This window comes from Dyadobacter sp. CY345 (assembly GCF_021502725.1).
Lineage (GTDB): Bacteria > Bacteroidota > Bacteroidia > Cytophagales > Spirosomataceae > Dyadobacter.
This window is the reverse complement of record NZ_JAKFFS010000002.1, coordinates 536,348-551,682: the sequence shown is the minus strand read 5'-3', so window position 1 is coordinate 551,682 and position 15,335 is coordinate 536,348. Positions and strand designations below refer to the sequence as shown.

The window sequence follows — 15,335 nt, the reverse complement described above, 5'->3', positions numbered from 1 at the left end:
CCGGCAATCTTCGTGCATTTTAATCCTTCAAAAATCGATTATCCATGTACGGAAAACCGATAAGCAGACGATTTTATAAAAATTTTACAGCATTTAAACCCTTAGTTTCCGCCTCAATTTATGGACGAAAACGGAGCTACGCCTAACGTAGAAGATAGCGAATTACACAGTCAATTACCCGTATCGGGCCTTTACGAAAGTTGGTTTCTTGATTATGCCTCTTATGTAATTTTGGAACGTGCCGTGCCAGCCATTGAAGACGGCTTAAAACCTGTTCAGCGCCGGATTTTGCACGCGCTGAATGAAATGGATGATGGTCGTTTCAATAAAGTTGCGAACGTAATCGGATCAACGATGCAGTATCACCCACACGGGGATGCTTCAATTAATGATGCAATTGTTAACCTTGGCCAAAAAGAACTGCTTTTTGATACTCAGGGAAACTGGGGAGACTTACGTACGGGCGACCGTGCTGCTGCTGCCCGGTATATTGAGGTACGACTTTCAAGATTTTCAAAAGAAATCGTTTTCAACAACGATACAACCGAATGGCAATTATCCTATGACGGACGGAAGCGGGAGCCGGTTACTTTGCCGGTCAAATTTCCGCTTTTGTTATCGTTGGGTGTTGAAGGTATTGCCGTTGGCCTTTCAACCAAAATATTACCGCACAATTTTTGCGAACTGATCGAGGCTTCGATCAATATTTTACAGGGAAAAGAAGTAATCATCTATCCTGATTTTTTAACCGGCGGCCAGGTTGATGTATCCAATTACGGCGACGGCCACCGCAGCGGAAAAGTGCGGGTACGAGCCAGGATTGAGGAAGAAGATAAGAAAATGCTGGTGATCCGGGATATTCCATTCGGGACTACCACATCTTCGTTAATCGATTCCATAATCAAGGCGAACGATGGGGGTAAAATAAAAATTAAAAAAGTAGTTGATAATACGGCTGCCGATGTAGAAATCCAGGTGCATCTTGCTCCCGGCGTTTCTCCTGATATTACCATTGACGCACTTTACGCATTTACGGAATGTGAGGTTTCCATTTCTCCGAATGCCTGCGTCATTATCGACAATAAGCCTCATTTTGTTGGTGTAACTGATATTCTGAGATACAATACCCAGCAGACGGTTCATTTACTGAAACGCGAGCTTGAAATCAGAAGACTAGCACTTCTTGAAAAAATTCTGTACGGTTCTCTTGAAAAAATATTCATAGAAAACAGGATCTATCGCGATATTGAAGAATGTGAAACTTTTGAAGCCGTAATCCGAACAATTGATAAGGGGCTTGAACCTTACAAACCGCAATTTTACAGGGAAATTACAGACGATGATATTACAGAATTAACCGAGATCAGAATCAAACGTATATCCAAATATGATGGATATAAAGCGGACGAACTGATGCGCAAGTGGCAGGAGGAGTTGACCGAAACGGACGACAACCTTGCTAATATCACCCGTTTTGCTGTTGATTACTTCCGCGACCTTTTGAAGAAGTACGGAAAAGGAAGAGAAAGAAGGACGAAAATTATGGCCTTCAACCAAATCTCCGCAAATATTGTTGCTGCCAACAACCAGAAACTTTATGTCAATCGTGCCGAAGGTTTTATCGGTTATGGATTGAAAAAAGACGAGTATGTCATGGACTGCTCGGATATTGATGATATTATCGTTTTCAGAGGCGACGGAAAATGCCTGGTAACGAAAGTGCAGGATAAAGTTTTTGTTGGAAAAGACATTATTCACTGCGCCGTCTTTGTCAAAAATGACGAGCGTAAAGTGTATAACGTTGTATATCTGGAAGGGAAAACCGGGGTTTCCTACATCAAAAGATTCCAGGTTACTGCCGTTACCCGCGACAGGGAATATGACCTGACGCAGGGTACGCCGAAATCTAAAATCACCTATTTCACTTCAAATGAAAATGGAGAAGCAGAAATCATTACTGTTAGTCTGACGGCTCAAAGTAAGGCCAAAGTAAAACAGTTTGACTTCAATTTTGCCGATCTGCTTATCAAAAACAGAAGTGCCATGGGCAATATTCTTACCAAATATACGGTTCGGAAAATTGTGATGAAGCAGGCTGGCCGCTCAACGCTTGGTGGTGTGGATATGTGGTTTGATCCGATTATCGGACGCTTGAACCGAGACGAGCGTGGTGAATATCTCGGCAATTTCGGATCGACGGATAATATTTTGGTCATTTACAAAGATGGCTCTTACGAGCTTACCAACTTTGACCTGACGAATCATTATGTCTCAAATGAGGTTTTACTGGTAAGGAAATTTGACAGCAAGCTGCCGATAACCGCGTTATACTATGACGGAGGCCAAAAACAGCATTTTATCAAACGTTTTACAATTGAAACTTCGTCGCTGGATAAGAAATTTGTATTTATCAGTGATGCAAAAAATAGTAAATTAATATTGGCGTCGACGGACAAACGCCCGCGTTTTGAAATTGTTCATGCCAAAAATGAAAAAAGAGATCAGCTGCACGAAGAATTTGTTGTAGAAGATTTGATTGATATCCGCGGTTGGAAGGCCATGGGTTATAAGCTGTCGATTGATAAATTTAAAGAAATTCGCTGGCTGGAACCGTTGGCTGATCCGGAACCGATCGAGGAACCTGCATCTGAGGAAGTAGAAGCCGAAGAGATCGAAGATCAGAATGAAGATGAAAACCAGGATTCTGCGATGGAAACTGAAGAACCTGAAACGCAGGATATAACTGAATCAGAGGATATCAGCACCGAGGAGGAAAACCCGGAGATTAACGAAACTGAGAGTAAAAAAGAGGCGAAATCCAAAAGAGCTCCTAAAAAGGATAAAGATCCTGATTCGGAAAAGTCACAGCTCGGTCTGTTTGAATAGAAGGTGACGACACTTTCTATTCAAACCAATTTTTCGATAACAGCAACAAAATATACCTGTTTGCGCGTATTGAAAAAGAGAAACTAACTGTTATGCTTGTGATGACACTCAATATATCTATCAACTTAGAGGTTAACTTTAAGGAGGCACGTGAAAAAATTGATCAAAATAGTTATTGCCCTACTCTTTGCCAGCCTGGTTTTTATCCTGCTGTGCAATTTCTGGGTGGTTTATTGTACCAAACAATATAACTATTTTTCAATTCAAAATCTTCCGTCGAATGATGTTGCGCTGGTTTTAGGAACGAGCAGAAATACAGAAAGAGGAAAAGAAAATCTCTTTTTCAAATATCGGATGGAGGCAACGGCCCGGCTTTTTAAAGAAGGAAAAATTAAGTACATTATACTCAGTGGAAATAATGATTCTGAATATTATAATGAGCCGCTGGATATGCAACGGGCATTGCTGAATCTGGGAATTCCAGAGAATGTGATGACGCTGGATTATGCCGGGTTCCGGACTTTTGATTCTGTTGTACGGTGTAAAGAGGTTTTCAATCAGGACAATTTTACCGTTATTTCACAAAACTTCCACAATGCGCGGGCTCTATATATCGCGCACAATGAAGGAATTAATGCAATTTCATTTGCGGCGCAGGATGTGCCTGATGGTTATTCTGTCAGGACTTTGGTACGGGAATATCTGGCACGGCCAAAAGCAGTTTTGGACGTACATGTTTTGAGACCAAATGCTGATATTACGTCTAACGTGGAGATAAAAAAGAAAAAGGATAACGAATTAGCGAAATAGATTTTACTCACGGAGCTTGGGATGTTAATATGAAGATAATTAAACTATTATTTGTTTTTCTAGCGGTATCAATAGCTATCCCATCCCTCGCACAAACGACTTACACGATCAAAGGGCGCATTACCGATGCCACTACCGGAGATCCTGTCCCCTTTGCAAACGTCGCAATTAAAGCTTCATTATCCGGAGGAACTACCAATTTTGATGGTTTTTACTCAATTACTTTTACACCTCCCGCCGATTCCCTGCTCATTACTTATGTTGGATATGGGACAAAAAGCAAAGCCATAACACCAAATTTACAAGAGCAAACGATCGACGTCCAGCTGACACCAGGAGCACTGCAATTGAGGGAAGTTCGAATTTTTGCCGGAGAAAATCCTGCCTGGCGGATTATGCGCAAGATTGTCGAAAATAGAAAGGCAAACAATTCGGAAAATCTGGAAGCTTATGAATATGAAAGTTACAATAAGATCCAGATTGATATAGACAACCTTTCCGAGAAATTCAGGAATCGGCGGACCGTTAAAAAAATGACGCATATTGTTGATAAATATGACGAAGTCAAGGGCGAAGACGGAGAGACAATCATTCCTATCTTCATATCCGAGTCTGTTTCAAATGTTTATTTCCGAAAAGATCCGAAGAAGAAAAAGGAGATTATCAATAAAACAAAAGTTTCTGGAGTTGGTCTGACGGATGGAAGTTTTGTTTCACAGATTGTTGGCTCCTCTTTTCAACAATATAACTTTTACAACAACTGGCTGAATGTCCTGGAAAAGGACTTCATCTCTCCTATTTCCGACAGCTGGAAATTGTATTATGATTATTATCTGGCAGACAGTATTAAAAATGGGGAGACTTATGATTATAAAATCGATTTCGAACCACGCCAGGAGCAGGATCTGGCGTTCAGCGGATCTTTCTGGATTGATGGTGACAACTATGCACTTACCCAGATGGATGCGAATGTCGGAAAACGCGCGAACCTGAACTTTATCGAAAAAATTAAAATCCAGACGTCATATGACCTTTTTGAAGATGATAAAACATGGGTCCCGACTAAAACGCGTGTGTTGATCGATGTTGATGAGCCGACAAAACAGACGGCTGGTTTGCTGCTTAAATTTTATTCTTCAAATACCCATTATAAAATCAACGTTCCCCGCGGACCGAAATTTTTCGATACCTCAATCGAGTTGAAAGAAGATTATATGGTTCATGATTCTGCATTCTGGCAAAAAAGCCGACCAGAATCTTTAACTAAATCTGAGATTTTAAGTTTTCAGCTTGTTGATTCGCTCAAAGTATTACCTGCCGTCAAAACTTACACAGAAATATTAAACATCTTTGTTAATGGTTACAAAAGGATCGATAAATGGAATATTGACATTGGCCCTTATCTATTTTTGTACGCCAACAATAATGTTGAAGGGCATCGGTTGAGGCTTGGATTTAAGACAGATCCAGGGTTTAGCAGGAAGGTCATCCTGAGTGGTTATGGCGCTTACGGATTTAGCGATCACGCTTTCAAATATGGTGCAGGCGTTGACTATATTTTCTCCCGAAAACCTTGGACCATGGCGGGCATTTCTTATTCCAAAGATCTGGAACGGCTAGGAGTTTCTGCTGAAAACATTGGCACAAACACGATTTTTGGTGCATTTTCAAGATTCGGACAATTTAGAAGACCTTATTGGCAGGAAGATATTTCGGCTTATGCCAAAAGAGAAATTGTTAAAGGATTTACAGCCAGTGTTCAGCTTCGCCACCGGAATTTCCGCCCTCTATTTGATTTTGCATACCGAAGCAAACCAGAAATGGGTTTTGAGTCCCCACTCCGTAGTACGTATGAAATTACAGAATTAAATGTTGAAACGCGGCTGGCAGGAAATGAAACCTTCCTGCAAAATGACAATGAACGAATCAGTATGGGAACGGGAAATTCGCCGGCGTTTACTTTCAGATATACACTTGGCATGAAGAACTTCCTGCAAGGTGATTTTCACTACCATAAATTTGCGGCAAATGTCAAACAAACTTTTCGCGCCGGTGTTTTCGGACGAACTTACTATAATTTGACGCTAGGTTATATACCATCGACAATTCCTTACACGCTGCTTTATAATCCGTTAGGAAATGAATCGTTATTCTATGTTGACAATGCTTTTAATTTGATGAAATACTTTGAATTTATCGCAGACCGTTATGTAACGCTCCGTGTTGAACATAATGATGAAGGGTTTATTCTAAACAGAATCCCGGCAATCCGTAAATTAAAATGGCGATTGCTTGCGACAGGAAAATTATTCTACGGGCAGGTTAGTGAGAAAAATATGGAGCTTGCGTCCACAGTCGACGCTGAGGGAAATCCAATCCAGACTTTTAATAAATTGGGAAACACGCCTTATTTAGAAGTAGGTTATGGTGTTGATAATATTTTCAAATTTGGACGCGTGGACGCTATTCACCGTCTTACCTATAAAAATAACCCAAACGTTACGCCGTTTGCCGTGAAGATATCCTTCTGGTTCAGCTTGTAAATCCCAACATACTATAACGACATCACATCTTTTTGAGAATAAGTGAGATAAACCTGATTTCCAATCTCGACATCTTTTCTATTGCGATAATAGACCAGCTCACTTTCTTCATTCACACAGCGAATTTCCCAATGGTTTCCATGGAAACGAACGGCTTCAACTTCGCCTGTCCATTTGCTTTTTTCCTGATATTTTGTTCGTCTTATTTTTTCAGGGCGAATAAAAGATTTTTGAGTTTCAGAGCCAGAATTCAGCCAATTAATATCGCCAGTCAGTTCTGCTACATAGCTGCTTACTGGTTTATTGTAAACTTCCTGAGGCGTTCCAATCTGGATAATCTCTCCATTTCGTAACACTGCTATTCTGTCTGACCAGGCAAGAGCATCCTCAGATTCATGCGTGACAAATATGCAGGCCATTTGCTGTTCAGAACGTAATTTTTCAATCGCCTCAGCTAGAATCCGGCGATTCCTATTGTCAAGATGCGCAAAAGGTTCATCCAGTAATAATACATCCGGCTGTTCCGCAAGCGACCTGGCAATGGCCGTCCGTTGTTTTTCTCCTCCTGACAAAAGCTTCGCTTTTTGATTCCGGATGGCTGATAAACCCGTAATCGTCAGCAGTTCTGCCACTTTGTTTTTTCGATAAGCCGGTTCATAGAAACGCAAAGAATATGAGATATTTTCTTCAACTGTCTGATTTGGAAAAAGCTCAAACTCCTGATGAATTAATTTGATGGCGTTGTGCCCGGGAATAAGTTCACCACGAACGGCTGGAACGAGCGATTCCTGGAAATAAACATCTCCGCTATCCGGATCTACAAAACGACCTAGAATGCGCAGCAAGGTGCTTTTTCCGGAGCCGCTTTCTCCTAATATCCCAAGCCACTCACCAGGATTTAATTCGAGAGAAATATCTTGTAAAACCGTTTTATTATCAAAATTTTTCGAAATGGATTCGGCACGAAGAACGGTCATTGGGTTTAATTGAAATGGAGAATATTGAAATTTTGCTATCGGCTTTCGGCAATCGGCGGTCGGTCTTTAAAAAAAACAATTAATACAATTATCCAAACGCTGACTGCCGAAAGTCAATGAGTAGCTAATCTATCCAGGTTACTTTTTCTTCAATTGGCGTACGACGTGCAGGTATGTCTCCCAGATTATGATAGCCCATATAAAAGAATCCAATACAATTTTGATTTTCTTTCAAATCCAGAAATTGGCGGAGTGATTCAGTTACAGACGGGCTGCTCCAATATGCTCCGATATTGTTGGCAGTCGCTGTCAGCCACATATTTTGTACCGCGCAGGCTACTGATGCCACTTCCTCCCACTCAGGAATTTTCTCTGGATGCAGTTCCAAGATAATTGCGATAACGGCTGCTGATTTCAGTGCTTTTGAACGTGTTCCTTCATACTTTGCCGGCGAAAAAGTCTCCGCAGTTGTATTTGCCCGGTAAGCTTCCGCCATATAATCGGCCAGTTTCACACGTCCGTCACCGGTAAAAACAGTAAAACGCCATGGCTCTGTCAGCTTATGCGTTGGCGCAAAATTGGCATTTTCGAGAATGGAATTAATTACATCGCGGGGAATTTCTTTTTCGATGTAACTGGGTGGAAAGATACTCCGACGCGTTTTGATAACTTCGTTTATAGATTTTATTGTGCTGCTCATGAAATAGTTAATTTAATTTTCCGCTCAAAAAGTCAGAAAGCAGACTAAATATGCGATTGACCGTTAAAATAGTAATTATTGTGTCCAGACACGAAAATACTGTAAATTGTGTGCTATAACGTTAATAAACTTCTTAACCTTTTTAAATATCGCAAGATTTATATGCTGGTTACAACTACTCCGAACATCGAAGGCAAAAAAATTATCAAATATATTGGATTGGTTAATGGCGAAGCCATTATCGGTGCCAATGTGGTTAAAGACTTCCTGGGAAGTATCCGGGACGTGGTAGGCGGTCGTTCAGGATCATATGAACAAGCGCTTCGGGAAGCTAAAAGTATAGCGCTTCGGGAGATGATGGAACAGGCGCAACGTTTGGGAGCACACGCAATAATCGGAGTGGACCTGGATTTTGAGACCATTGGCGGAAACGGATCAATGCTGATGGTTAGCGCCAATGGTACTGCTGTTTGTCTGGAATAATCAGAAAACTTTACTGGCTATTTGCGCGACGTTATCCGATTTTCCCATTGTATAAAAATGTAAAACCGGAGCTCCGTAAGCAATCAATTCCTTACATTGCTGAACACTCCATTCGACACCAAGCTGACGAATTTCTTTATCACTGGCACATTTCTCAGCTTCCTTAATAAGAGCCTGTGGAAATTCCAGATGGAAAATTTCGGGTAAAATTGTCAACTGCCTTTTGGTAGCAAGCGGCTTCAATCCTGGAATGATTGGAACTGTAATACCTTCTGCGCGGCATCTGTCCACGAACCTGAAATATTTCTGATTATCAAAAAACATTTGCGTCACGATATAATTTGCGCCTAATGCAATTTTGTTTTTTAAATGTTCAAAGTCTGTGTCAAGACTTTCAGCGTCTAGATGTTTTTCAGGATAACCTGCAATGCCGATACAGAAATTGGTATGCGCAGCTTCTGTTTCTGCATGCATCAAAATACCGTTATTCATATTGACAACTTGTGTAACCAGTTCTGAAGCATAACTGTGTCCACCAAGTTTTGCTTTAAATACGCCTGCCGATTTTTCAGGATCGCCACGTAAAACCAGTACATTGTCAATACCTAAATAATGAAGATCAAATAAAACATCTTCCGTTTCATCTTTGGTAAAACCACCACAAATGACATGCGGAACAGCATCAACTTTGAACCGTTCCATCAATCTGGCACAAATACCAACCGTGCCCGGACGTTTTCTAATGGGAATTCTTTCTATAAGTCCGCCTTGACCTTTAACGTCAATAAGTTCCTCACGATGGTAAGTAACATCGACAAAAGGTGGCTTGAACTCCATCAAAGGCTCAATTCCATTTAATAATTCGTTGATATTTTGTCCTTTAACTGGCGGAATAATTTCGATTGAGAATAGTGTTTTGCCCTGAGCCTGGCTAATGAAGTCTGTAACTTTGGTCATGTATAGTATTTCTTTATTTACATAAAAGTTTACAAAAGAACACCAATTCTGCAACCAAAGCAATCTATGGGGCACAAAAAAATGGCCTACCGCATAACAGTAGGCCATTCCACGTAAACCCTCCTCTATCAGTGTTCGTCAAAACTACCGTGTTATATTGACAGGCGTCAATTACAGGCAGTAGTTTGCTTGACTGACTTCTAATTGTTAAATATTCGTGCCAATAGCGCGTCCATAAAACCGTTAAGAATATTTTTTGCAGAAATATCCTGAAACTAATTGAATTCGGGCATTCCGTAAGGCAGATCTTGACTTTAAGACCAAAAAAGCGATTTAACTTTTTATTTGAAATAGCACCAATGGCGGTTGCTTTGATGAATAATTCTACATATTGAATGTAAATATACCCTATAATTCCCCAGAGGCCGGCAAGCGTGTCATTTCGATGTGATCGATGCCGTCTTCGTCGTATATCTCACTGCTTTGCTCAAATCCAAATGACTCGTAAAACGCTCTCAAATAAAGCTGAGCTCCTATTCTGATCGCAGATAGGCCATATAAATCTTCCAGAAATTGAATTGACATACGCATCAACTCATTACCATAAGATTTTCCACGTCCGGCCGGAGACACGACAACTCTTCCGATGGATGGATATTCATAGGACAATCCGGGAGGAACAATACGTGTGTAGGCCATCAAACTTCCGTTATCTATTCCCAACAAATGGTGACATTTCTGATCCTTGTTATCTTGATCCAGGAAAACGCATTTCTGCTCAATTACAAAAACCTCATTTCTCAATCGCAGTAATTCGTATAGTTCGTAATTTGTCAGTTCATCAAAGCTTTTAAGGCTCCATTGCAATTTTAGATTCATTTTTAAGTAAAAGAGATTGAAAGGTTCTTATTTTTGCCTGAGTTTACCAGTCTTTTGTAAATTTACAAATTATTTACAGCTGCAACTTTTTGCCTAATTGATATGTAAGAATCTAAGTAGCTGACAAACTGCGATTTAAAAAGCAGATTTTGTTTAGCTACTTAAACCATTATCAGTAACCAGACCGGCAATATAAAGGCGACAGCTTTTTTTTATTTAAAAACTATTAAAACCTAAGTAAGAATACGCATGGGAAGAGCCTATGAATATAGAAAAGCGCGGATGTTTAAGCGTTGGGATAAAATGGCCAAAACATTTACCCGGATTGGAAAAGATATCGTTCTGGCCGTAAAAAGCGGAACAGCTGATCCTGCTACCAACGCACGTCTCAGAGTTTTGCTTCAAAATGCAAGAGCTGCAAACATGCCGAAAGAAACGGTTGAACGTGCCATCAAGCGTGCAACTTCAAAAGATCAGGAAGATTACAAAGAAATTGTTTACGAAGGATACGGGCCATATGGCGTCGCTATTCTTGTTGAAAGTACCACTGACAATCCCGTTCGTACAGTTGCAAACGTCCGCAGTTATTTTAATAAACTTGGCGGAAGTTTGGGAACAATGGGTATGCTTGATTTCATTTTTGATAGAAAATGTATTTTCAAAGTTAAAAATGACGGCACGCGTGATATGGAAGAACTGGAATTCGAATTGATCGATGTTGGTGGAGAAGAAGTTTTCCTGGATGAAGAGACAAACCAGATCAATATCTACGGGGAATTCACCTCATTCGGGGCTTTGCAGCATTACCTTGAAGAAAATGGCTTTGAAATAGTTGAAGCTGATTTTGAACGTATTCCGAGTGATACAAAAAAATTGACAGAGGAAGAGATTGCCGAAGTTGAAAAGTTAATTGAAAAAATCGAAGACGACGACGACGTTCAGCGTGTTTATCACAATATGGGTTAAAGAGCTATCGGCAGTCGGCTGTCGGCTTTCAGTATTCGACAAAAACTATTTATGTCTGAAAACTGACAGCTGATAGCCAACAGCTGATCAATAAATCGCGATGATCTTATGCGGTTTGTTCAAGAACTGAAATACGTCTCCCGCCTCTTTTCCCAAAAACGACAAACCAACCGGAGACGATGATGATATTGCCAATACGGTTTGATTATTAAACTTCACAGCACCCAGGCTTACGGAAATAAAAAACCATCCGGCAGTCGTTTCCATTAGTGCTCCCACGGCTCCACGTGACAATTGTTCTGCGTCGCTGATTCGTTCCAATATTACCCTTTCCTGCCTGACCTGCTCATATTGTCGCGCATGCATGTTACGGTCGAGCTGCCCCATAGATCTTGCCGTTTCATATTTATCTCCTGCCGAACTTTTGCTCTGATCATTTGCCGAATCCTGTGCAGCTTCCATAGCCTCCCATGCAACCTGCATCCGCTCGTCCAGAAGCCCCTTCATATACTCGACTAATTCCTGTTTGTTCATTTATTCTTAATCTTAATTCTCTCTTTTTGCATAATTAAACAATTTAGTCAGAACATCAGGATTTTATTTGTATTGCGTTCAAAACAAAAATCGTGTTACTAAATCAATAAATTGATCCGGTAACACGACTTTTAAAATTTTCCTGAGATTATAACTTCACCATCTTTTTACGGATCGTACGCCCACTTTGCGTTTTTGCCTGCAAGATATAATTGCCTTTCGTTAATCCTGATACGTCAATTTGCTTAGGAGATTTTTCTGATAGAACAACTTGTCCTGTTCCATCAAAAATGGTAACCTCAGAAACGGATGAACCTTCCGCGGCAACTTCAACAGTACTTCCGGTTGGGTTTGGATAAATATAATCCGAATTTTTCTGCTCGGCTTTCATGATCGCAATTATTCTTGAAAAAGCCGTTGTGCCATCAATATCAACTTGTTTTAAGCGGTAATATACGATGTCGTCAAACGGTTTTTCATCAGTAAAACTATACTCAATCAAACTTTTTGTTGTGCCTTCACCGGCCCTTATCCCTATTGTTTCAAAATCGACAGCATCCTGACTCCGCTCGATCTCAAAGTGGTCATTGTTCGTTTCAGAAGTAGTAGCCCATTCCAGCAGGTTTTTCCCGCCCTCTATTGATTTTCCCTGGAACTTGACAAGCGTTACAGGAAGCGGGGTCGGAAGGTCAGGAGTTTTTGCCTGCAACGGTTTGCTATTCGAAAGAAAGTTATTCGCCAAAATAGCATTTGACCACTCCTCTGCAGCAGCTCCTTGTCCGACTGTGTTAAAATGCACTTTGTCATCATTTCTTCCCCAGTTTCCTACATTATTCAAATTGGCGCCCTGCCATACTTCCGCTGTACTTAAAATAATTGATCTCTGTGCATTTTCGAGATAATCAATTCTACCGTCTGCCCAACCTGAAATGGCAACCATCCATGGTAAATCACTATATCCGGATTCTGCACGGGTTTTTTTAATCACATTAATAGTATTGTTACGGAAACTAGATTCGGCATTAGTCACAAATCTGTCGTTTACACCATGTCCTGACAAAACTGCACGAAGGCCGGTCTGCGGCACATATTTTTGCAAGCCATTTCTGATATTAACATAAGGCATCCGGATATTATAATTTACAAAGGAATGGGTGAACGGAATATCATAAGCGGCCATGTAAGTTTGCTCCATATTTGTTCCTCCGAAAGCCGCACTATAAAAAAGCACTGGAACATTCAGACTTCTTACGAGGTTATCTCCTACTCTTCCCCAAAACCACGAAATATCTTTTATCCCTGGCGCCATACCGCAACTCCCGCATAGCTGAGTGAATTTCAGAGGTGGCAACAAATCCGGATTACCGGTATTGAAATACTGATCATATTGTCCGGGATTGTTTTGCATTGGGTCAATTGAACTAACCATATCGCTGGAAGCTCCAAGGCTCGGACTTGAACCGCCAGCTGCATTAGAGTGACCAACAATAAAAAATACTTCGCCAACGCCGACTTTTTCAACAACAACGGTGTTCCCAACCTGAGAATTTCCATTCATTGCCCGAACTTCTAAATCATATCGACCACCCTTTCCGGTTAAGCTTCCCCGAAAAGACCCTCCACTAGGATTGTTACTGATCGTAGTCCAGCCAACTGCTGACCCACCTTCTCCCGGCCGGGTTTTCAATTGCGCCTCGACACGTGTAACCGAAGGAGTGACGTTACCTGTTATATTTACTTTTGCCTCGTTATTAACATTGTCTCTCTGCAAGACAATCCGGGATACCGGAAAAACAACTTTTAGTGGTTGGCCAAAAACTGATGATGCGAAAAGCATCAGAAAGAAAGCCGGCGTGTAAAGTTTTAATTTCATAATTAGTGGTTATTATGATGGAAACCCATCGACAGATACAATTTTTTGTGGTGAGTTGGGCACAAGAACATTCCACTGAATGAAAATCATCAGTTAAAAAATTTGACATGAAGTACCCGATAGGATTAAGTATCGTCAGGAACTAGAAACAGGGAAAATATCATCAAACCCATTCGGCGATAGTCGAATTAAAACTTATGTCCTTCCCGTCTGGAAATGGACCTAACAAATTTCCTTGATGATAATTAAGAGGAGGTATGCGAAATAAATGTGTTGTAACCCATTTACAGAATCAAAACTAACAATAGAATTTATTCTAAACAAATTACCAGAGAACTATTTAATTCTTTTATTTCAAATATCAAAATTATTCTACAATTAAATAAGATTATTTAAAAAAAAAGGCTTGTTACGACGTTTTTAAATAGGTCAGCGATATTTCTGAAAAAGCCAGAATCAAAGTTTTCTCCAAATTCAAATTTGCGGTTGGGCTCTTCCTTATTATCTTTGCAAAACTTTCTTATACTGACGCAATGACAAAACTTTCGGTTCGGCACTTACTTGGAATTAAAAACCTGAACGAGAATGACATTCATACAATTTTAGATACTGCAACCCAATTTAAGGAAGTAATAAACCGACCCATCAAGAAAGTCCCTTCGCTTCGCGATATTACAATAGCGAATGTTTTTTTCGAAAACTCAACCCGTACAAGACTCTCATTCGAGCTCGCAGAAAAAAGATTGTCGGCAGACGTTGTTAATTTTTCCGCTTCCGGCAGTTCTGTTAAAAAGGGTGAAACTTTGCTGGATACAGTAAATAACATTCTGGCAATGAAAGTGGATATGATCGTTATGCGGCATAGCAGCCCGGGAGCGCCACATTATCTTTCGAGCAGAATCCCCGCCAATGTGATTAACGCAGGTGATGGAACGCACGAACATCCGACGCAAGCTTTGTTGGATGCATTTTCAATGAAAGAAAAACTGGGAGATCTGGCAGGCAAGAAAATAGCAATTATTGGTGACATCCTTCACTCACGTGTAGCATTATCTAACATATTTTGTCTTCAAAAACTTGGTGCAGAGGTGATGGTTTGCGGCCCTTCTACCCTTATTCCAAAATATCTTGCAGACCTTGGCGTGAAAATCGGACATGATGTTAAAGAAGCACTTCAATGGTGTGATGTTGCCAATGTCCTTCGAATCCAGCTTGAAAGACAGCAAATAAAGTACTTCCCTTCGCTTAGAGAATATTCGCTTTATTTTGGTATAACAAAAGCAATGCTTGACGAATTGGATAAAGAAATTATACTAATGCATCCAGGACCAATAAATCGCGGAGTCGAACTTTCCTCAGATGCTGCGGATTCATCTCATTCCATTATTTTAAATCAGGTAGAAAATGGCGTGGCGGTGAGAATGGCTGCCTTGTATTTGCTGGCTCAACAGTAGGGCGCATGATTGTGCTACAATTATCAGGGTGCTCTGCACCAGACCCGAGAGTCAAAACCAGAACTTTTTTGCTAAAAATATTGCGGTGCGCTGCACCTCCAATCCAAGGTGCAGCGCACCGCAATAATTTTAAGTTTCTTCTCACGCAACGGATTCTAGTATTTCTTTATCTTGAATCCGGGGATTAGTAACGTGGCCAGGAGTATTGCATCAGGATTACATTATAATATTCTGATCGTTTTTAGAAAACATTTCACTTTGCGCCTGAATTTC

The 15,335-nt window shown here is 40.6% G+C and carries 12 protein-coding genes; 6 read left to right on the top strand and 6 right to left on the bottom strand.

Annotation, left to right across the window (positions count from 1 at the left end; all coding sequences use genetic code 11):
- Positions 1-120: 120 nt before the first annotated feature.
- The 3 genes from L0657_RS11980 to L0657_RS11970 all read left to right on the top strand — a co-directional run bounded on the left by L0657_RS11980 (position 121) and on the right by L0657_RS11970 (position 6,239).
- Positions 121-2,886: a DNA gyrase/topoisomerase IV subunit A gene (locus L0657_RS11980; protein ID WP_235151035.1), complete on the top strand. Its 2,766-nt coding sequence runs from the start codon at positions 121-123 to the stop codon at positions 2,884-2,886.
- Between the two features lie 195 nt (positions 2,887-3,081).
- On the top strand, positions 3,082-3,696 hold the full coding sequence (locus L0657_RS11975; protein ID WP_409015055.1) for a vancomycin high temperature exclusion protein: 615 nt from the start codon (positions 3,082-3,084) through the stop codon (positions 3,694-3,696).
- Between the two features lie 29 nt (positions 3,697-3,725).
- Entirely contained in the window at positions 3,726-6,239 is a 2,514-nt protein-coding gene (locus tag L0657_RS11970) for a DUF5686 and carboxypeptidase-like regulatory domain-containing protein (RefSeq protein ID WP_235151033.1), read from the top strand.
- A gap of 11 nt (positions 6,240-6,250) precedes the next feature.
- Here the strand turns inward: L0657_RS11970 and L0657_RS11965 are convergent, their stop codons facing one another.
- Positions 6,251-7,216 carry an ABC transporter ATP-binding protein gene (locus L0657_RS11965; protein ID WP_235151032.1) on the bottom strand — a complete coding sequence of 322 codons (966 nt, stop codon included), beginning with the start codon at positions 7,214-7,216 and terminating at the stop codon, positions 6,251-6,253.
- 124 nt (positions 7,217-7,340) lie between these two features.
- Complete coding sequence (locus tag L0657_RS11960) at positions 7,341-7,916, bottom strand: nitroreductase (protein WP_235151031.1); 576 nt, start codon at positions 7,914-7,916, stop codon at positions 7,341-7,343.
- A gap of 162 nt (positions 7,917-8,078) precedes the next feature.
- Here L0657_RS11960 and L0657_RS11955 point away from each other — a divergent pair, with 162 nt between their 5' ends.
- Positions 8,079-8,399 carry a heavy metal-binding domain-containing protein gene (locus L0657_RS11955; protein ID WP_235151030.1) on the top strand — a complete coding sequence of 107 codons (321 nt, stop codon included), beginning with the start codon at positions 8,079-8,081 and terminating at the stop codon, positions 8,397-8,399.
- Here L0657_RS11955 and L0657_RS11950 read toward each other — a convergent pair whose 3' ends face one another.
- Together L0657_RS11950 and L0657_RS11945 are read right to left on the bottom strand one after the other, a co-directional pair.
- Positions 8,400-9,356, bottom strand: a complete 957-nt coding sequence (locus L0657_RS11950) for a methylenetetrahydrofolate reductase (RefSeq protein WP_235151029.1) — start codon at positions 9,354-9,356, stop codon at positions 8,400-8,402.
- A 408-nt stretch (positions 9,357-9,764) separates the two neighbouring features.
- A complete protein-coding gene (locus tag L0657_RS11945; protein ID WP_235151028.1) occupies positions 9,765-10,235 on the bottom strand; it encodes a GNAT family N-acetyltransferase in 471 nt (156 codons plus the stop codon).
- A 249-nt stretch (positions 10,236-10,484) separates the two neighbouring features.
- On the opposite strand from L0657_RS11945, the gene L0657_RS11940 reads away from it, so the two are divergent.
- Positions 10,485-11,201, top strand: a complete 717-nt coding sequence (locus L0657_RS11940; protein ID WP_235151027.1) for a YebC/PmpR family DNA-binding transcriptional regulator — start codon at positions 10,485-10,487, stop codon at positions 11,199-11,201.
- A gap of 87 nt (positions 11,202-11,288) precedes the next feature.
- Here the strand turns inward: L0657_RS11940 and L0657_RS11935 are convergent, their stop codons facing one another.
- Together L0657_RS11935 and L0657_RS11930 are read right to left on the bottom strand one after the other, a co-directional pair.
- Positions 11,289-11,735 carry a transcription elongation factor gene (locus L0657_RS11935; RefSeq protein WP_235151026.1) on the bottom strand — a complete coding sequence of 149 codons (447 nt, stop codon included), beginning with the start codon at positions 11,733-11,735 and terminating at the stop codon, positions 11,289-11,291.
- A gap of 148 nt (positions 11,736-11,883) precedes the next feature.
- On the bottom strand, positions 11,884-13,608 hold the full coding sequence (locus L0657_RS11930; protein ID WP_235151025.1) for a T9SS type A sorting domain-containing protein: 1,725 nt from the start codon (positions 13,606-13,608) through the stop codon (positions 11,884-11,886).
- A gap of 533 nt (positions 13,609-14,141) precedes the next feature.
- On the opposite strand from L0657_RS11930, the gene L0657_RS11925 reads away from it, so the two are divergent.
- Positions 14,142-15,062, top strand: coding sequence for an aspartate carbamoyltransferase catalytic subunit (locus L0657_RS11925; RefSeq protein ID WP_235151024.1), 921 nt, complete (start codon positions 14,142-14,144; stop codon positions 15,060-15,062).
- The last annotated feature ends 273 nt before the right edge of the window (positions 15,063-15,335 follow it).